Source organism: Arthrobacter sp. CG_A4 (assembly GCF_035985125.1).
GTDB lineage: Bacteria > Actinomycetota > Actinomycetes > Actinomycetales > Micrococcaceae > Arthrobacter.
In genome coordinates, this window is the sequence record NZ_JAXCID010000034.1 from 27,764 (window position 1) to 46,759 (window position 18,996).

Sequence of the window (18,996 nt, forward strand, 5' to 3'; positions counted from 1 at the left end):
CGTGCCTCTGAAGCGGCCCGGCCGGCGTCGCTCAGCTGTGCACCGCCGTCGCGTCATCTTCGATGACGTCGCCGGCGCCCTCACCGGCGAACTGGGACATGTACAGGCGGTAGTACGCGCCCTTCAGCTCCAGCAGTTCGGCGTGCCGTCCCTGCTCCACGATGCGGCCCGCTTCCATCACCAGGATGGTGTCGGCGTCGCGGATGGTGGAGAGCCGGTGCGCGATCACGAAGCTGGTGCGCTCGGTGCGGAGCGCCGCCATGGCCTTCTGGACCAGCACCTCGGTGCGGGTGTCCACCGAGCTGGTCGCTTCGTCCAGGATGAGCAGCGAGGGGTTCGCCACGAAGGCCCGGGCGATGGTGATCAGCTGCTTCTCGCCGGCGCTGACGTTGTTGCCTTCCTCGTCGATGATCGTGTTGTAGCCGTCCGGGAGCGCCCGGACGAAGCGGTCCACGAAGGTGGCCTTCGCCGCCTCCATCACCTGTTCCTCGGTGGCGTCCAGTTTGCCGTACCGGATGTTGTCGTAGATGGTGCCGCCGAACAGCCAGGCGTCCTGCAGGACCATGCCGATCTTGGCACGCAGCTCGGCACGGCTCAGCTGGGTGACGTCCACGCCGTCGAGCGTGATGCTGCCGCCGCTGAGTTCGTAGAAACGCATCACGAGGTTCACCAGGGTGGTCTTGCCGGCACCGGTGGGGCCGACGATCGCCACGGTGTGCCCGGGCTCGGCGGTGAAGGACAGGTCCTCGATCAGCGGCTTGTCCGGGGTGTAGCTGAAGGTGATGTGCCGGAAATCGACGTGCCCGTCGGTCTTGGCCGGCAGGTGCTCGGTGGCGGTCTCGGCGTCCTGTTCCTCGGCGTCGAGGAACTCGAACACCCGCTCCGCGGAGGCGACGCCGGACTGCAGCATGTTCGCCATGCCCGCCATCTGGCCCAGCGGCTGGGTGAATTCCCGTGAGTACTGGATGAACGCGGTGGCATCGCCCAGGCTCATGCTGCCGGAGGCGACGCGCAGCCCGCCGACGACGGCGATCCCCACGTAGCTGAGGTAGGAGACAAACTGCAGGACCGGCATGATCATGCCGGAGACGAACTGAGCCCCGAAGCTGGCCCGGTAGAGCGCCTCGTTCCGTTCGTCGAAGCTCGCCATCATATCGGCGTCGCGGCCGAACACGCGGACCAGGTCATGCCCGGAGAAGGACTCCTCGATCTGGCCGTTGAGCTCCCCGGTGTTCTTCCACTGCGACGCGAAAAGCTTCTGGCTGCGGACGCCGATGATGCCGGCGGCCACCGCCGAAAGCGGCAGCGCCACCAGGGCAATCAGGGCCAGCTGCCAGGAGACGATGAACATCATGATGACGATGCCGATCACCGTCAGTGCGGAGTTCACCAGCTGGGCGAAGGCCTGCTGCAGAGCCTGCTGGATGTTGTCCACATCGTTGGTGACGCGGGACAGGATGTCGCCGCGCTGGCGGGTGTCAAAGTAGTTCAGCGGGAGCTTGTTCAGCTTCTTCTCGGTGTCATCGCGCAGTTTGCGGACCACCCGCATGACCAGCACGTTCAGCACATAGCCCTGCAGCCAGAGGAAGATGTTGGCGAAGAAGTACATGACCAGCACCACGCTGATCAGGAACCCAAGCCGCTGGAAATCAACGCCCGCCCCGGGGATGAGGTCCATTTTGGCGAGCATGTCCGCGAAGTTGTTCTCGCCCTGGGCGCGCAGTCCTTCGACGATCTGGTCCTTGCTGGCCCCGGCGGGCAGCGGCTTGCCCACCACCCCCGCGAAGATCACGTCCATGGCCTGGCCGAGGATCCGGGGCGCGATGACGTTCAGGACGACGGCGACTGTCACCATTGCCAGCACGGCGATGATGCCGGCCCGCTCGGGCTTCAACAGAGCCATGAGCCGCTTGGCGGCGGGCCAGAAGTGCTGGGCTTTCTTGGCTGGCAGGTCGCCGAACATGCCGCCGTCGGCCTCGCCGGGGGTGTATTCCTCCTCGAAGAAATCGTCGTCGGGAGCCGCGTCCGGGGTTGGGGGTGTGGTCTTTTCGCTGGTGCTCACGCCGCTGCCTCCGAGGTCAGCTGGGATTCAACAATTTCCTGGTAGGTGCTGGAACTCGACAGGAGTTCCTCGTGGGTGCCCCGGTCCACGATCCGGCCGTTCTCGAGCACCAGGATCTGGTCCGCGTCGGCGATGGTGGAGACGCGCTGGCCGACGATGATCACCGTGGCGTCGGCAGTTTTGGCCTTGAGCGCGCGGCGGAGCCTGGCGTCGGTGGCGACGTCGAGGGCCGAGAACGAGTCGTCGAAGAGGTAGACCTTGGGCTCGGTGACCAGCGCCCGGGCGATACAGAGCCGCTGGCGCTGGCCGCCGGAAACGTTGGTGCCGCCCTGGGCGATCCGCGCGTCGAGCGCATTGTTCTTCTCGCGCACAAAGTCCGCGGCCTGGGCGACGGTCAGGGCCTCCCAGAGTTCCTCGTCCGTAGCCTCGGGCTTGCCGAAGCGCAGGTTGTGCCCGATGGTGCCGGAGAACAGGTAGGGCCGCTGCGGGACCATGGCAACCCGCTGCGTGATCTCGGCCCGGTCCAGGTTGGTGACCGGGACGCCGTCGAGCAGCACCTCACCCGAGGCGGCGTCGTAGAGCCGCGGCAGCAGGGCCAGCAGACTGGTCTTGCCGGCGCCGGTGGATCCTATGATCGCCACCGTCTGACCCGGCTCGGCCGTGAAACTGATGTTGCTCAGCACCGGCGCTTCGGCACCCGGATAGGCAAAAGACACATTCCGGAACTCCACCCGGCCGGCCTTTTGCGCCGGGGACACCGGGGTGGCGGGCTCATGGATGGAGGGTTCGACGTCGAGCACCTCACCGATGCGGTCCGCGCAGACCGAGGCGCGCGGGATCATCATGACCATGAACGTGCCCATCATCACCGCCATCAGGATCTGCAACAGGTACTGAAGGAACGCCGTCAGGGAGCCGATCTGCATCTCCCCCGCGTCCACCCGCTGGCCGCCGAACCACAGCACGGCGGCGGTGGAGACGTGCAGGATCATGCCGATGGCGGGGAACATCAGCACGAACAGGGCGCCGATCTTCAGCGAGACGTCGGTGAGTTCCATGTTCGCGGCGCCGAACCGTTCCGCCTCGTGCGGCTCGCGCACGAAGGCACGGACCACGCGGATGCCGATGATCTGCTCGCGGAGGATCCCGTTGAGCCGGTCGATCTTCTTCTGCATGGAGCGGAAGAGCGGCATCAGCCGGACCACGAGATAGCCCACGACGACCACAAGCACCGGCACCGAAACCCAGACCAGCCAGGACAGGTTCAGATCCTCGCGGAGGGCCATGAAGATGCCGCCAATGCACATGATGGGGGTAGCCACCATGAAGTTCAGCCCCATAAGCATCAGCATCTGGACCTGCTGGACATCGTTGGTGCCGCGCGTGATGAGCGTCGGTGCGCCAAAGACGTTGACGTCCCGGGCGGAGAAGCTGGTGACTTTCCGGAACACACCCCGGCGCAGGTCCCGGCCGAAAGCCATCGCGGCCTTGGAACCGTAATAGACACCGGCGATTGCGGTGGCGACCTGGATGAGGGAGACGCCCAGCATGAGGACGCCGGTGCGCCAGATGTAGTCCGTGTCGCCGCGGGAGACGCCCTCGTCGATGATCTGCGCGTTGAGGCTGGGGAGGTAGAGGGCCGCGATGGTGGAGGCCAACTGGAAGACGATGACTGCCGCAATGTACGGCAGATACGGCTTGGAATAGCGCCGTATGAGGGTGACAAGCATGCCCACGAGTCCTTAGGAATTCTGAATAAATGAGGCTGGAGAAGAAAACAGCGAGGCAACATCAACGAGATGCTCCCAGTAGTAGCAGAGGGGGCCGACAGCCGTCATTTTCCTACTCTACGAAATCCCCCGCGCACGGGGAACATGGGACACCAAATATCATCCCAACGGGGTAGGTTCGCCGGGCTGGGTTCGCCGGGCTGGGTCGCAGCTACCGGGAGCGGAACCGGTCTTCGCGCTGCCTGCCGAGCACCTCAATATATTCCCGGTCGAGATCCACGATTCCGGTGGCTGCCGCCGGGCCGGCGGCAGGCTCGACCACAGTCGCGGCGCCGGCGGGAGACTCGGCGCCGGCGGCGGGCCCGCCGGACGCGGTGGCCGGGCCGCCGTCGTCGTCCTTCTCAGCTTTGGCCGGCTGGATATCCACGGTGCGCCGCAACGGCTGTTCCGTGATGAAGAGGACCGCTACCAGAGCCACGACGCCGATGATGGCCGAGATCATGAAGATCTGGGCCGTTGCGTCACCGTAGGCTGCCCGCATGATCTCGCGGACCGGGGCCGGCATGTCCTTGAGGTCCAGGCTGGCGCCGGCGGCTCCGCCTGGCACGGGGATCCCGGCCGCGGCGAGCCCCTCGGCGGCGAGGTCCTTGACCCGGTTACCCAGGATTGCGCCCAGCACCGAGACACCGATGGCGCCACCGACGGAGCGGAAGAATGCCACGGAGGCGCTGGCGGTGCCGATGTCGCCGGCCCGGACCGTGTTTTGAACCACCAGGACGAGGTTCTGCATGAGCAGCCCCAGGCCGAGGCCGAGGATCGCGGTGTAGAGGCCCGCGAGCCAGAGCGCGGTGGTGTGATCGATGGTGCCGGCGAGGCCCAGCCCGCCGACCAGCAGGATGGCGCCGGCGATCAGGTAGCGCTTCCACTTACCGGTGCGGCTGATCAGCAGCCCGGACACGACGGAACCGATCAGGTTGCCGGCGATCATCGGCAGGGTCAGCAATCCGGCCTCGGTGGGTGATGCGCCGCGGGCGACCTGGAAGTACTGGCCCAGGAATGTGGAGGAACCGAACATTGCAACGCCGACGGCGACCGAGGCGAGGATAGCCAGGGCCGTGGTGCGCTCGGAGATGAGCTTCAGCGGGATGATGGGCTGCGGCACGCGTGATTCGACTAACACCAGCATGGCCAGGAGCACCACGCCGCCGCCCACCATCGCGGCCGTCTGCCAGGACCACCAGTCGTAGTAGTCCGGGTTGCCGACGAAGGAGACCCAGATCAGCAGCAGGCTGACGCCGGAGGTGAGCAGGATGGAGCCGAGCCAGTCGATCGTCGCCGGGCGCCTGACGTGCGGCAGTTTCAGCGTGAGCTGCAGCAGGATGAGGGCAATGACGGCGAGGGGGACGCAGACGAAGAAGGTCCAGCGCCAGCCCAGCGGGCTGTCGACGATGAATCCGCCGAGCAACGGCCCGCCCGCAGTGCCGACGGCCATGACTGCACCCATGTAGCCGGAGTACTTGCCGCGGTCCCGGGGCGGGATGATCGAGCCGATGATCGCCATGGCCAGCGCCGTGAGGCCGCCCATGGCGATGCCCTGGATAACGCGGGCCGTCAGCAGCAGCGGGATCGTCTCAGACAGGCCCGCCATCACGGAGCCGGCCACAAAGATCACGATGCTGAGCTGCACGAGGACCTTCTTATTAAAGAGGTCGGCGAGCTTGCCCCAGATCGGTGTGGTGGCTGCGTTGGCCAGCAGCGCCGCCGTGATGACCCAGGCGAAGTCCGTCTGTGTGCCCTTGAGCTCGGACATGATGGTGGGCAGTGCGTTGGCCACAATGGTGCTGCTGATGATCGCCGTGAAGAAGGCCGCCAGCAGACCGGTCAGGGCCTCCATGATCTGACGGTGGGTCATCGCCGCCGGTGGTGCGGGGGGCATTTCTGCGATTTCTGCCATGGGGCGCTCCTTAGACAATGTCGGGCGTATTCGTGGATCCGGCCGTCGTTGCCCGGGCTGAGGTCCGCAGGGACTCAGCAAGTTTCTTCAGGGTGCGCACTGTCTCCTCGACGTCCTGTTCGCTCCAGTCCTGCAGGAAGTCCTGCAGGGTGGCGGCGCGCTGATCCTCGATGGAGCGGAGCTTCTCGGTTCCGGACGGCGACAGCGCCACCAGCTGCGCGCGTCCGTCCAGCGGATCGGGCCGGCGGACCACATAGCCCTGCTCTTCGAGTTCGGCGATGTGCCGGCTCAGGACCGGGGCACTGACGCCGAGCCGCTCGGCCAGGTGCGTGGCCCGCGACTCGCCCTCCCCCACGAAGCGCAGGACGCCCTGCAGCGCAATACCGGTGTCCTGTCCCCGGAGATTGACCGCCGCGACGCAACGAACCGCGCGCTGGAGATCGAAGATTTGATAGACAAGTTTGGCTGCGGCGCCGTATTCAACTGCCATGGACTCCCCTTTTGCTTGCCCTAGGCAACAATATACGTCAATATGGTTACTTTGGGAAACTAACGCTCCTGTCAGAGCTAATCAGAGTTAAGAGGGCGTCGGCTTAAACGCAGCGCGGACCGGCAGCTGGGCTGCCGGTCCGCGCTCGGGCGCTGTGCGGAAAGTGTCAGGCCTCCAAGTGGGTCGGAGCGAACATCTTCAGCAGGGTTTCGACGACGACGACGTTCGGTCCGTCCGCAGCGAAGCCCGCCTTGAGTGCCGCCCCGATGTCCTCCGGAGCCACCCGGACGGCCGGAACGCCGAAAGCCTCCGCCAGCTTTACGAAGTCAGGACGGGCGAGTTCGGTGGCCGTGGCTTTACCGAAGGCGCCCACCATGTATTCGCGCAGGATGCCGTAGCCGCCGTCGTCCACGATCAGCCAGGTGACCGGGACGTTGTGCTGCTTAGCCGTGGCGAGCTCCGAGATGGAGTACATCGCTGAGCCGTCGCCGGAGACGGCAAGCACACGGGCTGGATTGCCCGGGTTTTCGGGGTTTCCGGCGTTGCCGGCGTTGCCCGGGCTGCCGGTGGTTTCCAGGCCGACGGCGCCGCCGATCGCCGCGGGGAAGCCGAAGCCGAGGCCGCCGGCGCCCTGCGCGGAGTGGAACTGGCCCTCGCGGGTGTCCCAGCAGCTCCAGGCCCAGTAGGCGGAAATCGTCATATCCCAGAAGGTCTGCATCTGGGCGGGGACGGCCTCGCGGATGTCCGCCATGAATTTCAGTTCCTTGCCGAGGTCCTGTGATTCCAGCCGGGCCCTGACCTTGGTGAGTGAATCCTTGACCAGGGTTTCGGGGGATGTGCCATGCCAGTCGGCGCGTTCACCGTGCGGTTCAGTCAGCGCGGCGTCAAGGGCGGCGAGGGCCTGACCGGCGTCGGCACGGATGCCCAGTCCGGGGCGGTTGGATTCGAGCACGCGGGGTTCGGCGTCGATCTGGATGATCCGGCCGCGCGGTTCGAAGGTGAAGTAGTTGGAGGTGACTTCGCCGAGGGACGAGCCGATCACGATCAGCACATCGGCGTCCTCGAGCAGCTCCGTCATGTGCTGGTCCTCGATCCAGGACTGCAGCGAGAGCTCGTGATTCCAGGGGAACGCCCCGTTGCCGCCGGGGGTGCAGATGACCGGGGCGCGGAGTTTTTCAGCGATGGAGAGCAACGACGCCTCGGCCCGGCCGCGGCGGGTGCCGCCGCCGGCGATGATGGCTGGACGCTCTGCCGCCGCGAGCCATTTCACGGCCTCGCGCACCAGTTCCACGCGGGGCGGATTGTCCGCCGCTTCGGCCAGGGCATCCTCCACCGGGGGCACCATGATGGGATCCAGCAGGACGTTCTGCGGGATTTCCAGCCAGACGGGGCCCTGCGGCGAGGAGATCGCCTCGGTCCAGGCGTCCTGGATGGCGGAGGGAATGCCGGAGGCGTGCTGAATCAGCCGCTGGCTCTTGGTGACGTTGGCGGCCGAGGCCTTCTGGTCATCGAGCTGGTGCAGCATCCCCTTGCGGCGGGCGCCGAGTCCGTCCAGCGGGATCTGGCTCGCGACCACCACCATCGGGACACCCGTGGCGTAGGCCTCCTGCAGCCCGGCCAGGGAAGTCAGCGCGCCGGGTCCCGTGGACAGGAAGAGGACGCCGACCTCCCCGGTGGCGCGGGAGTAGCCGTCCGCGGCGAAGGCCGAGTTGTTCTCCACCCGGGAAGAGACGAAGTGCAGGTTACCGCGGCCCATCGCGTCAAAGAGCCCCAGCGCGTGTTGGCCCGGGATGCCGAAGACGGTCTTGGCGCCAAGTGCTTCGAGGGTCTCGACGACCAGGTCTCCGCCGTTGCGCACGCCGCTCACTGGGAGACCGCGTTCTCGATGCGCCGGGCCGCCGGGGCGAAGCCGGCCGGACGGCGGGACTCCTGGCCGAGGGCCTGCGCGGCGTAGCCGGTGGCGCCCTCCCTGTTGCCATCCCTGTTGCCCTCGACGGCAAGGTCTGCCATCAGGGTGATGAGTTCGTACGCGACATGACTGGCGGCGACGCCGGTGATGTCGGCGTGGTCGTACGCGGGGGCGACCTCGACGACGTCGGCCCCGATGAGGTTCATGCCGCGGAAGCCGCGGATGATTTCCAGCAGCTCGCGGCTGGTAATGCCGCCCGCTTCCGGGGTTCCGGTGCCGGGTGCGTGGGCGGGATCCAGGACGTCGATATCCACCGAGATGTAGAGCGGACGGTTGCCGATCCGGTCGCGGACTTTGGCGACGATTTCCAGCACGCCCTGGTAGTAGACGTCGGCGGAGGTGACGATGCCGAAGCCGAATCGGTGGTCGTCGTCGAGGTCCTTCTTGCCGTAGAGCGGGCCGCGGGTGCCGATGTGACTGATGGCCTCGGTGTCCAGGATGCCTTCCTCGACGGCGCGGCGGAACGGGGTGCCGTGGGTGTACTCGGCGCCGAAGTAGGTGTCCCAGGTGTCCAGATGGGCGTCAAAGTGGAGCATGGCGACGGGCTCGCCGGCGCGCTCGGCGGCGGCGCGGAGCAGCGGCAGGGCGATGGTGTGGTCGCCGCCGAGGGTCAGGAGCTTACTGCCGGCGGCCGTCAGATCCAGGGCGTTCTGCTGGATGGTCTCGATGGCGTCATTGATGCTGAAGGGGTTGACCGCCATGTCCCCGGCGTCGGCCACTTGGATGTTCTCGAAAGGACTGACGTCCCACGCCGGGTTATAAGGGCGCAGCAGCCTGCTGGCCTCGCGGACGTGGTTGGCGCCGAAGCGGGCGCCGGGCCGGTAGGAAACACCGGAATCGAACGGCACGCCAACAACAGTGACGTCCGCTTTGGCGACCTGGTCCAGCCGGGGCAGCCGGGCGTAAGTGGCGGCACCCGCGTAGCGCGGAATGCGGGATGAATCGATGGGGCCAAGGTTGCCATTGGCCTCGATGCGCAGCTCTTCCAAAGGAAAGCCCCTCCTTCGAGGATTGACCGACGGGTGTGACAGCCATCATACACGCGAAGTTGCCTCTTGTGCATCAAATGTTTACAAAATCACCCTGGCCGGGGAGGGCCCGACGCCCACGCGGTGCCGGCGCGACGCTCCCGGCGCGCCCCCGAGAATCCGGGCCCGGGGGCTGACTGCAGGCGCTGCGGCGGCGAGTAACTGGGCAGGAGCGCAGGCCGGGCCCGGTCGCGGGTTATCCAGATAGCCCAATAACCGCGTTTCACTGCCGGCCAAGTCCGCAAAGCGCTGCATCAGCTGGACGTGCGGGCCGAGTCCATCGTGGAGGTCGACGCCCAGCACTAGTTCCGCGCCAACGGAATTGGCTACGACGCGCAGGTCTACCTGCCCGGGATCGGCCGGGTCGACTTCCTGATCGAGGGATTCCTGATCGTAGAGGTGGATGGCTTCGCGTTTTATTCCAGCCGTGAGGCCCTGCGCCGGGACCTGGGCCGGAACAACGCCTCCACCCTGAGCGGTTTCGCCGTCCTCCGGCACATGCCGGAGCACGTCTGGTTCGAACCGGAGCGCGTCCTGGCCGAAATCCGGGCCGTGCTGTCCCGGCGTCCACAGCCCACAACTCCTCAAGCCTGACGCTCCTGCCCAGTTACTCCGGAGCCCACCCCCCTCCAGCACGCGGATTTCCGCGGCCCGCCAGGTCCGGCAGGCGGCCTGGCAGGGAGCAACCGGGAAGGAGCGCAGCTGGAGGCGCTGGAGCTACCGGCTGGCGGCGGGGACCAGCACCCAGAGGACCTCGACGGCGTCGTCCGTGGGGTTGACCCAGGTGTGCGGCTCCCGGCCGGGGAAGGTCACGGTGTCCCCCGAATGGAGCTCGAACTCCTCGTTGGTGAGGATCAGCCGGATGCTGCCCTTGACCACATGCAGCACGTCGACGTCGCAGTCCACTGCGTAGAGCTCGGATTCACCGCGGCCGCGCGGCTCGATCACGGCCTGGATGATTTGGACGCGGCGCTCGGAGCGGGCGGTCAGCAGCCGCTCCACGATCCCCTCGCCACCGAGCGAAATCCGGGGTCCTTCATTCTGCTTGGTGAGATGCGTTTCCGGGGCTGCAAACAGCTCGCCGATCGAGATGGACAGCACCTGGCACAGCGTCACGAGGGAGGCGACCGAGGGTGAGGTCAGATCCCGCTCCACCCGGCTCAGGAAGCCTTTGGTCAGTCCGGTGGCGTCGGCAACCTGCTCGATCGTGAGGCGCTGCGACTGCCGCGCGGCGCGGATCCTGGACCCGATGGCAACGGGAACGTTGCTCGGTTCAACTGGTAGAGCCTTCATTTCGGAACCTTTCACGGCTGGCCGCTCGGCCCCTTCGATGGAGCAATACTCCTTCGTTGGAGCAATACTAGCGGGACCGGGACGCCGGAACGCCGGATACGCCGAAGCCACGGAATGCGTCTTGACTGTTACCGGGATCACAACATACTGTTTGGCAACAAGCGTTGCTTATTGGGCAATCATCGATGAGGCAACTACCACTATTTGCGAAGTGTTGGGCGCCCCACCGGGTGTTCCCCCCATCAATCCGTCGTAAGGCAGCGGACCTTCATGCGTGCTGGTGCGCGCCGACGGGTCCGGCCCTGATCCGAACAATTTCAAGGAGCCCCTCGTGGACGCAAATTTCGTTAACATCGCCATCGTGGTGGTGTATCTGGTCGCCATGCTGGCCTTCGGCTGGTGGGGTAAATCCCGCACGAAGAACAATAGCGACTTCCTGGTTGCAGGCCGCCGCCTCGGGCCGTTCCTCTACACCGGCACCATGGCCGCCGTCGTGCTGGGCGGCGCCTCCACGGTCGGCGGCGTTGGCCTCGGCTACAGGTTCGGCATCTCCGGCATGTGGCTGGTAGTCGCGATTGGCGCCGGCGTCCTGCTCCTGAGCCTGTTGTTCGCCAGCACCATCCAGAAGCTGAAGATCTACACCGTCTCCCAGATGTTGAGCCTGCGCTACGGCAGCCGGGCCACGCAGACCTCGGGCATCGTAATGCTTGCCTACACGCTGATGCTGTGCGCCACTTCCACCGGCGCCTACGCCACCATCTTCGTGGTGCTCTTCGGCTGGGACCGAGCGCTGGCCATCGCCATCGGCGGCGCGATCGTGCTGGTCTATTCGACGATCGGCGGCATGTGGTCCATCACCCTGGCAGACCAGGTCCAGTTCGTCATCAAAACCGTCGGCATCTTCTTCCTGATGCTGCCCTTCACACTCAACGCAGCCGGCGGCCTGGACGGCATCCGCGCCCGGGTTGACGCCAGCTTCTTCCAGATTGACGGCATCGGCATCCAGACCATCATCACCTACTTCGTGGTCTACACCCTGGGCCTGCTGATCGGCCAGGACATCTGGCAGCGCGTCTTCACCGCCAAGACCCCCACCGTTGCGCGCTGGGGCGGCGCCACCGCCGGTATCTACTGCATCCTTTACGGTGCGGCGGGCGCCCTGATCGGCCTCGGCGCCCGCGTTGCCCTGCCGGACATCGACGTCAAGGCCCTGGGCAAGGACGTTGTTTACGCCGAGGTCGCCACGCAGCTCCTGCCGATCGGCGTCGGCGGCCTCGTGCTCGCCGCAGCCGTCGCCGCGATGATGTCCACCGCCTCCGGCGCCCTGATCGCCGCCGCCACCGTGGCCCGTGCCGACGTCGTGCCCTTCGTCGCGAGCTGGTTCGGCAAGACCATCAACACCGATGACACGGACAACCCGGAGCACGATGTCAGAGCCAACCGCATGTGGGTCCTGGGCCTCGGGATCGTGGCGATCGTCATCGCCATCATCACCAAGGACGTGGTCGCCGCGCTGACTATCGCCTACGACATCCTCGTCGGCGGCCTCCTCGTCGCCATCCTCGGCGGCCTTATCTGGAAGCGCGGCACCGGCGTGGCAGCGGCCGCCTCCATGGCGGTCGGTTCAGTCATCACTCTCGGCACCATGATCATCCTGGAGGTCAACGCCGAGGTTCCGCTGGAGGGTATTTACGCCAACGAACCGATATACTTCGGCCTGGCCGCGTCCGCGATCGTGTACATCGCCGTCTCGCTGCTGACCACGCCGACGGATTCCGCCGTGATGGCGAACTGGCGCCGGCGCGTCGCCGGCCGCGCCGTCGTCGTCGTCGTCGTCGAAGAAGACCAGGCTCCGGTCCGGACGCACTAAGGGGCTGTGTTCACCGCGGCACCCTCAGAGGCAGCGGGTTAAAGGTCGACGGCGGCGCTTCCCTTCGGGGAGGCACCGGCGTCGTCGTTTGCTGGCTGGAGTGCTGCGCCGCTCAGTCCCCGTCTTCCGGTGCACGGAACTCGTCCGCGTCCAGGGGCATAACCCGCTCGTCCCCGGTAGCGGCGGACTCGTCCACCTCCCCCTCCTCGTCCCAGGTCTCATCGTCGATCGGCGTGTCCTCGGCATAGTCGTAGGCCGGATCGGACTCGATGGTATCCCTCACCGGCTGGATCGGAGGTGATGCCGGCTGCGATCCGGGATGCGATCCAGTGATGTCCATGGTGCTACCTCCGTGCGCTCGGGCTGGCGGCGGATTCCTGGGAAACCGCCCTTGGGATTCATTCGAACACCGCTGTCCCACCCGGTCAAGGACCGCCCCGGCGGGAGTCCCGGCATATGAGCGGAGGGGCAGCCGGTTCCTCCGAGGGACGGGCACTTTTACGGCTTGCCTCAACATTCCACTGAGGACTGCCAGCCGAAAATACGCGGAATTACGGGGTAGTCTGGAGACGCAGTGGGGCCGAACCATGCCCCATCAAGCCCAGGAGCTTCCGTGCCTCAGCGCGCCCCATCTGATCCATTCAACCCGGAACCCCGCCCCCGTGAACCCGGTCAAGCGCCCCGCCCGGAGACGCAGGCCGCGGTGCCGCCGGCTGTCCCCGCGCCGGGCTCGGCAGACGTCAAGCGGTGGCGGCAGTACCTCGCCGACGAACGGGCCGAAGCCTCCGTCTACCGCGACCTGGCGCAGAACCGCCGGGGTGAAGAGCGCGCCATCCTGCTCGCCCTGGCCGAGGCGGAGGGCCGCCACGAGGCGCACTGGCTCCAGCTGCTCGGCGGGCACGCGGGACGGCCCCGCCCCGCCTCGCTCCGCAGCCGATTCCTGGGCTTCCTGGCCCGCCACTTCGGCTCGGTCTTTGTCCTGGCCCTCGCGCAGCGGGCCGAGAGCCGCTCGCCATACGCCACCGATCCGTCTGCCACTCCCGCCATGGTCGCCGACGAGCAGATCCATGAGGAAGTGGTCCGCGGACTCGCCACCAGAGGCCGCAACCGCCTGGCCGGGACCTTCCGCGCGGCCGTTTTCGGCGCCAACGATGGCCTGGTCAGCAACCTTTCCCTCGTGATGGGCATGGCGGCCTCCGGTGTGGCCAGCTCCGTGGTGCTCCTCAGCGGTGTAGCCGGGCTGTTGGCCGGTGCACTGTCGATGGGGGCGGGCGAGTTCATCTCCGTGCGCTCCCAGCGTGAGCTCCTCGCCGCGACCCGCCCCACCCAGATCACCCTGGCCGCGGCGCCCTCGCTGGATATCGAACACAATGAGCTGCTGCTCGTCTACCTGGCCCGGGGCATGTCCAGGGACGCGGCCGAGCACCGCGTCGCGGAGCGGATGGGCCTGCTGGACTGCGACTGCGATCCCAGCCTTTCGCTGCAGCCGGAACGTCCGGAGACCCGTGACGAGCACGAGGCTATCGGGACCGCCTGGGGCGCAGCAGCGTCGAGCTTCTGCTTCTTCGCCTCCGGAGCAATCGTGCCGATCATCCCGTTCGTACTGGGCATGACCGGTGTTCCGGCGCTCGTGGTCGCCGCGGTCCTGGTGGGGCTGGCACTTCTCTCCACCGGCGGCGTCGTGGGCCTGCTCTCCGGCACGTCCCCCACGTCCCGAGGATTCCGGCAGCTTGCCATCGGCATGGGCGCTGCCGGGGTCACGTACCTGCTGGGCCTGGCCTTCGGCGCGGTGGTCGCGTAGTGGAGGGTCCTGGGTTCCGGGACCGGACAGCGCGGCGCAGCCGCCCACGCGCCGTCCTGCGGATGGTCCGCGGCCTGAGCGCTGCGGCCCTGATTGCCGGCACCGCCTTCCTGGCCGCCGGATTCGTCTCCGGCGACCCGGGACTCACCGGACTCTTCGAGGTCAGCCGCGGATCGGGATCGAACGCACGTCCCGGCGCGGACCCCGGCCCGCCGGTGGCAGACCAGGCAGGGCAGTCCGGGCAGGCCGGCGCCGCTCAGGCTGGCGCCGCCCATGCGGGTCAGCAGTCCGGCGCCGCGCAGAATTCCCGGACGGACACTCCCACGCCGGGATTCGAAGAGCAGGACGAGCCGCTGGCCCGGCCCCAGGCACCGGCCGTTGCCAGCACAGCGTTCAAGTTCCTGGCCACGAACGACGACGGCACCCCGGTGGGCTATTCGCCGTGCCGACCTCTGCACTATGTGGTCAACGCCGGACTCGCGCCCGCGGACGCCGAACTCCTCGTCGACGACGCGATCCGGACCGTCTCACGCGCCACCGGCATCACGTTCATCGATGACGGCGCCACTACCGAGGCGCCGTCGCAAGAACGTATGCCGTACCAGCAGGCCGTCTATGGGGACCGTTGGGCGCCGCTGCTGATTGCGTGGACCACCCCGGAACAGGCTCCGCAGCTCAAAGGCCCCGTCATCGGCACCGGCGGCAGCACGCATTTCAGCTTCGGCAGCGGGCCCAAGAGCTTCGTCACCGGCAGCCTCGAACTCGATGCCCCGCAGATCGCCGAGGACCTCGGCCGGCCTGACGGCGCCGACTATGCCACCGCCGTGATCCTGCACGAACTGGGCCACGTTATGGGCCTGGAACACGTGGACGACCCGGTGCAGCTTATGTATCCGGAGATCGGCGCCCCGGACGGTCTGGCCGCCGGGGACCTGTTCGGCCTGCGCGAGCTGGGACGCGCCCAGTGCCGCAAAGACCTTTAACCGCTCAGCGGCCCAGGACGGCGAGCGCTTCCGCCACGGTGTCCACGAGGAAGATCCTGTTCTCCATCGGCCGGCCGGCGGCGAGGCTCTGCAGCAAAGGCCACGCCGGGAAGCGGCGCAGCCAGTGCTCCTCCCCCACCAGCACCATCGGCACGATGGTTTCCGGTGTGCCGTAGTAGTTCTCGCAGGCGTCCTGGAAGATCTCCTGCACCGTGCCGCCCGAGCCCGGCAGAAACACAATTCCGCCGTTGCACAGTTCCAGCAGAACGGCCTCGCGGACGGCGTTGGCGAAGTATTTGGCAATGTGGGTGGCGAAGAAGTTGGGCGGCTCATGGCCGTAAAACCAGGTGGGGACGCCGAGCGACGGCGTTCCGCCCGGATGGCGTTCGACGACGGCGGCCGCCGCCCGCGCCCACGCCGACACCGACGGCAGGAAGGCGGGCACCGCGGCAAGGCCGTCCAGGGCCCGCCGGAACTCCGGCTCCGACGCCTCGCTCAAGTAGGCGCCGAGGTTCGCGGCTTCCATAGTTCCAGGCCCGCCGCCGGTGGCGACGACCCTGCCATCCCTGGCCAGCAGCCGGCCGAGCCGCGCGGCTTCCTCGAAGACCGCCGTCCCGCGGCGGGCGTCGTGGCCGCCCATAACACCCACCATGCTCCGGCCCCCGCACAGTTCCGAGCGGGTCAGCTCGTCGAGGGCATCGCCGATCGAATGGTCGTGCAGGGCGGCGGCCAGGGTGGCGTCGAGACGGTGCCGCCGGCCCGGCCGGATACTCCACTGGTACACCCTGGCATCCGGGGTGTCCTCGTAGCGTGAGTCGGCAATGCCTTCATAGAGCTCGTGCGGGGTGTAGAGCTGCCCGCGGTAGGGGTTGAACGGCATGGTTTCGAGTCTGGGGAAAATCAGGGCGCCGCGGCTGCGCAGCGTATCCTCCACGCCGTCGTCGAAAGTGCAGCCAAGGAAGATCGCGCCCTGGGCCTGCATGGCCTCGAGCTGTGGCGTCCGTCCGCGCAGGTCCAGCGATTGCACATGCCAGCCGTGCATGGTTCTGGCACCGGCCGCGTTTAGCCGGTCAAAGCTGTCAAGGCTCTCGACCTCCAGGGTGCGAGGGCTGGGGTGCAGGCTGCGGGCGGCGGTCATAGGGCCAGCCTAGACCGCGGCCGGGGCGCGGCACGGGGATCGACGTCGGCGGCGTTTAACCCCGTTGCGCTATCACTCTTGGCGGCCATTCCGGGAGGATAGGGCCTAAAAGTGATAGCGCAACGGGCGGTGGGCCGGGCCGGGCCCGGGTCAGGAAACCTGAAGGCCGCCGTTGATGTCATAGGTGGCGGCGGTGATGTAGCCCGAGTCCTGACCCAGCAGGAAGGCAATCAGGGCCGCCACTTCCTCGCGGGTGCCGACCCGGCCCATCATGATGCCCTCGGAGAGCTGGGCCTTGCGCTCATCGGTGAGGGTTCCCCCCATGATGTCGGTGTCGATCGGGCCGGGGGCAATCGCATTGACCGTGATCCCGAACTCGCCGACCTCGCGGGCCAAGGCGCGGGTGAACCCGAGGATTCCGGCCTTGGTGGCGCTGTAGGCCACTTTCGAGAACGTCCCGCCGCCCCGCTGGGCCGAGATGGAGGAGATACTGACGATCCGCCCGAGCTTCCGCTCGATCATGCCCTTGAGGACCCGCTGCGAAACGATGAACGTTCCCCGCATATTGATCGCAAAGACCTTGTCCCACTCCTCGACGGTCGTTTCCATAAACGTCGTCGGGGAGCTGATGCCTGCCAGGTTGGCCAGGGCGACAATCGGCGGAAGCGAGTCTTCGACCTCGGTGATGGCGCGGTCAACGGAGGCCGCATCGGACACATCCGTCCCAACGCCGACGGCCTTGACCGCGCGGTTGGAACCGATCTCCGCGGCGGCTGCCTTGGCGTCCTCCGCGTTGATGTCAAGGATGGCGATGGACCACCCCTCGCTGGCCATCCGGTCAGCGGCGGCGCGGCCGATGCCGCGAGCCGACGCGGCGCCGGTCAGGACAACGGTGCGTTCGGCGGGGAAAGTGGTTGTAGTCATTGTGTGTGGTTCCTTTGGAGATCTTGGTATTAGGAGGACTTGGCGGTGGCCGTGGAGTCAGCGGCCATCCCGGCGTCCGCGGCAACTGCGGGGTACAGGGCGGCATCGCCTTCGGGGCGTTTGCGGGCGTAGAGGTAGGTTGCCACCGCCGTGATGCACAGGCAGAAGGACAGGAACAGCAGGCCGCTCTGGTTGTTCCCCGTGGCGTCGTTCAGGAGCCCGACGGCGAAGGGGGCAACGAACCCGCCCAGATTGCCCAGCGAGTTGATCAGGGCCAACCCGGCGGCCGCGGCCGCTCCCGTCAGTGCGGCAGAGGGCATGGAAAGGAACGGTGCGATCGCGCCGTAGATGCCCATGGCCGAGGCCGTCAATCCGATCATGGCCAGAATTGGGTTGACGGGCAGCAGGTATCCTGCGGCCAGAAGGCCCATCCCGGCCAGCACCATGCTGACGGCGGTGTGCCAGGCGCGCTTGCCGGTCCGGTCGGCGCGCTTGCTCCAGAAGTACACAAACACGGCGGCCACGGTGTAAGGGACCAACACGATAAAGCCGACCTGGGCCGTGGAGAACTTACCCAGCGCGGAGACTATGGTGGGCATCCACAGTCCCAGTCCGTAAATCCCGCAGACCAGCCCGAAGTAGAGGGCAGAGTAGGTCAGGGTGCGTTTGTCCTTGAGGCCGGCCAGGAAGTTGTGGTTGCCCGAGCCGGACTTGGCGGCCAATTCTTTGTCCATGGTGGTGGCGAGCCATTCGCGTTCCTCATTGTTGAGCCAGGTGGCATCCCGCGGGCGGTCGGTCATGAGGATGGGGGTGAGCAGGCCCAGGAGGATGGCGGGGATGCCTTCGATAATGTACAGCCATTGCCAGCCCTGGAGGCCCATGAGGCCGTCCATCTGCAGGAGCAACCCGGAGACCGGGGCGCCCAGGGCATTAGACACCGGCTGGGCCAGAATGAAGATGCCGAGCACCGTCACTCGCTGTGCGGCGGGGAACCAGAGTGTCAGGTAGAAGAGGATGGCAGGGAAGAACCCGGCCTCCGCCGCCCCCAGCAGGAATCGGATCACGTAGTAGGTGGTTTCACCGTTCACCAGGGACATCGCCGTGGCGAAGATGCCCCAGGTAATGAGGATGCGGGCCAGCCACTTGCGGGCGCCGAACCGGTACATCCCGGCGTTGCTCGGGACCTCAAGGAGCGCGTAGCCAAGGAAGAAGATTCCGGCGCCCAGTCCGTACGCGGCGGCGTTCAGGCCGATGTCCTCGCTCATGGTGAGTTTGGCGAAGCCCACGTTGTTGCGGTCAAGGTAGGCAACGAAGTAGAGCAGGACAATCAGCGGCATAACGCGGCGGCGGACCTTGCGGAGCGTACGCTCGCCAAGTTCGCCGAGTCCTGCGGACTTTAGGGAGTGTGAAGTCATCATCGACCTTCTGTCTAACGAAGGCCCGCACCTTTCGACGGTGACGGGAATCCGTGGGGATGTTTGGGAGGCTCAGTCCAGTTGGACCCGGGGGCCCGATTCAGCTTGAGTCAGATGTCAGACATCTGTCTGAATGACATGAGAAAAAGCATAGAAGAGTGATGTGGATTACGTCAAGCCCCCGCGTTGACTCATAGAAAATGCGCGCGAAGCAGGTATCGAAGAATCATTTGAGAATGCGCGTGTAGCGGTGCGCCTGTCCGTTCCGGTTCGCCGGTGGCGGTAGGCCTTCGACTATGGAGCTGACAATGAGTCAACGCAAGGCTGTGACGAAGAAGC

Annotated in this window: 15 protein-coding genes; 4 read left to right on the forward strand and 11 right to left on the reverse strand. The window is 66.7% G+C overall.

Annotated features, from left to right (window positions below; translation table 11 throughout):
• Window positions 1-31: 31 nt before the first annotated feature.
• From RCH07_RS14035 to speB, 6 genes are all read right to left on the reverse strand, one after another.
• A complete protein-coding gene (locus RCH07_RS14035) occupies window positions 32-1,963 on the reverse strand; it encodes an ABC transporter ATP-binding protein (RefSeq protein WP_326968108.1) in 1,932 nt (643 codons plus the stop codon).
• 95 nt (window positions 1,964-2,058) lie between these two features.
• The gene (locus RCH07_RS14040) at window positions 2,059-3,792 is read right to left on the reverse strand and encodes an ABC transporter ATP-binding protein (protein ID WP_326968090.1); all 1,734 of its coding nucleotides are present in this window, start codon (window positions 3,790-3,792) and stop codon (window positions 2,059-2,061) included.
• 211 nt (window positions 3,793-4,003) lie between these two features.
• Window positions 4,004-5,746 carry an MFS transporter gene (locus RCH07_RS14045; RefSeq protein ID WP_326968091.1) on the reverse strand — a complete coding sequence of 581 codons (1,743 nt, stop codon included), beginning with the start codon at window positions 5,744-5,746 and terminating at the stop codon, window positions 4,004-4,006.
• Between the two features lie 10 nt (window positions 5,747-5,756).
• Window positions 5,757-6,236 (reverse strand): MarR family winged helix-turn-helix transcriptional regulator, encoded by a 480-nt coding sequence (locus tag RCH07_RS14050; RefSeq protein WP_326968092.1) that lies wholly within the window; start codon window positions 6,234-6,236, stop codon window positions 5,757-5,759.
• A gap of 166 nt (window positions 6,237-6,402) precedes the next feature.
• A complete protein-coding gene (locus RCH07_RS14055; protein ID WP_326968093.1) occupies window positions 6,403-8,103 on the reverse strand; it encodes a thiamine pyrophosphate-binding protein in 1,701 nt (566 codons plus the stop codon).
• Complete coding sequence (speB, locus tag RCH07_RS14060; protein ID WP_326968094.1) at window positions 8,100-9,194, reverse strand: agmatinase; 1,095 nt, start codon at window positions 9,192-9,194, stop codon at window positions 8,100-8,102. The genes RCH07_RS14055 and speB overlap by 4 nt, the downstream gene beginning before the upstream one ends.
• A gap of 438 nt (window positions 9,195-9,632) precedes the next feature.
• On the opposite strand from speB, the gene RCH07_RS14065 reads away from it, so the two are divergent.
• A complete protein-coding gene (locus tag RCH07_RS14065) occupies window positions 9,633-9,827 on the forward strand; it encodes a hypothetical protein (protein ID WP_326968095.1) in 195 nt (64 codons plus the stop codon).
• A gap of 123 nt (window positions 9,828-9,950) precedes the next feature.
• Here the strand turns inward: RCH07_RS14065 and RCH07_RS14070 are convergent, their stop codons facing one another.
• Entirely contained in the window at window positions 9,951-10,526 is a 576-nt protein-coding gene (locus RCH07_RS14070) for a helix-turn-helix domain-containing protein (RefSeq protein ID WP_326968096.1), read from the reverse strand.
• Between the two features lie 331 nt (window positions 10,527-10,857).
• Between RCH07_RS14070 and RCH07_RS14075 the strand changes: the two genes are divergently transcribed.
• Complete coding sequence (locus RCH07_RS14075; protein ID WP_326968097.1) at window positions 10,858-12,396, forward strand: sodium:solute symporter; 1,539 nt, start codon at window positions 10,858-10,860, stop codon at window positions 12,394-12,396.
• A gap of 112 nt (window positions 12,397-12,508) precedes the next feature.
• Here RCH07_RS14075 and RCH07_RS14080 read toward each other — a convergent pair whose 3' ends face one another.
• On the reverse strand, window positions 12,509-12,736 hold the full coding sequence (locus tag RCH07_RS14080; RefSeq protein WP_326968098.1) for a hypothetical protein: 228 nt from the start codon (window positions 12,734-12,736) through the stop codon (window positions 12,509-12,511).
• 273 nt (window positions 12,737-13,009) lie between these two features.
• On the opposite strand from RCH07_RS14080, the gene RCH07_RS14085 reads away from it, so the two are divergent.
• Together RCH07_RS14085 and RCH07_RS14090 are read left to right on the forward strand one after the other, a co-directional pair.
• Window positions 13,010-14,197: a VIT1/CCC1 transporter family protein gene (locus RCH07_RS14085; RefSeq protein ID WP_442784834.1), complete on the forward strand. Its 1,188-nt coding sequence runs from the start codon at window positions 13,010-13,012 to the stop codon at window positions 14,195-14,197.
• A 62-nt stretch (window positions 14,198-14,259) separates the two neighbouring features.
• Entirely contained in the window at window positions 14,260-15,180 is a 921-nt protein-coding gene (locus RCH07_RS14090; RefSeq protein ID WP_326968099.1) for a matrixin family metalloprotease, read from the forward strand.
• A 4-nt stretch (window positions 15,181-15,184) separates the two neighbouring features.
• Here the strand turns inward: RCH07_RS14090 and RCH07_RS14095 are convergent, their stop codons facing one another.
• The 3 genes from RCH07_RS14095 to RCH07_RS14105 form a co-directional block, all read right to left on the reverse strand.
• Window positions 15,185-16,318: an LOG family protein gene (locus RCH07_RS14095; RefSeq protein WP_326968100.1), complete on the reverse strand. Its 1,134-nt coding sequence runs from the start codon at window positions 16,316-16,318 to the stop codon at window positions 15,185-15,187.
• 150 nt (window positions 16,319-16,468) lie between these two features.
• Entirely contained in the window at window positions 16,469-17,242 is a 774-nt protein-coding gene (locus RCH07_RS14100; RefSeq protein ID WP_326968101.1) for an SDR family NAD(P)-dependent oxidoreductase, read from the reverse strand.
• Window positions 17,243-17,271: 29 nt separating this feature from the next.
• On the reverse strand, window positions 17,272-18,660 hold the full coding sequence (locus tag RCH07_RS14105; protein ID WP_442784835.1) for an MFS transporter: 1,389 nt from the start codon (window positions 18,658-18,660) through the stop codon (window positions 17,272-17,274).
• Window positions 18,661-18,996 lie beyond the last annotated feature (336 nt).

Bases quoted from the DNA above. Each gene is read 5' to 3' on its own strand.
- RCH07_RS14045 (WP_326968091.1), bottom strand. From the start codon at position 5,746: ATGGCAGAAATCGCAGAAATGCCCCCCGCACCACCGGCGGCGATGACC.
- RCH07_RS14090 (WP_326968099.1), top strand. From the start codon at position 14,260: ATGGTCCGCGGCCTGAGCGCTGCGGCCCTGATTGCCGGCACCGCCTTC.
- RCH07_RS14040 (WP_326968090.1), bottom strand. From the start codon at position 3,792: ATGCTTGTCACCCTCATACGGCGCTATTCCAAGCCGTATCTGCCGTAC.
- RCH07_RS14070 (WP_326968096.1), bottom strand. From the start codon at position 10,526: ATGAAGGCTCTACCAGTTGAACCGAGCAACGTTCCCGTTGCCATCGGG.
- RCH07_RS14100 (WP_326968101.1), bottom strand. From the start codon at position 17,242: ATGACTACAACCACTTTCCCCGCCGAACGCACCGTTGTCCTGACCGGC.
- RCH07_RS14035 (WP_326968108.1), bottom strand. From the start codon at position 1,963: ATGTTCGGCGACCTGCCAGCCAAGAAAGCCCAGCACTTCTGGCCCGCC.
- RCH07_RS14095 (WP_326968100.1), bottom strand. From the start codon at position 16,318: ATGACCGCCGCCCGCAGCCTGCACCCCAGCCCTCGCACCCTGGAGGTC.
- RCH07_RS14080 (WP_326968098.1), bottom strand. From the start codon at position 12,736: ATGGACATCACTGGATCGCATCCCGGATCGCAGCCGGCATCACCTCCG.
- RCH07_RS14105 (WP_442784835.1), bottom strand. From the start codon at position 18,660: ATGATGACTTCACACTCCCTAAAGTCCGCAGGACTCGGCGAACTTGGC.
- RCH07_RS14050 (WP_326968092.1), bottom strand. From the start codon at position 6,236: ATGGCAGTTGAATACGGCGCCGCAGCCAAACTTGTCTATCAAATCTTC.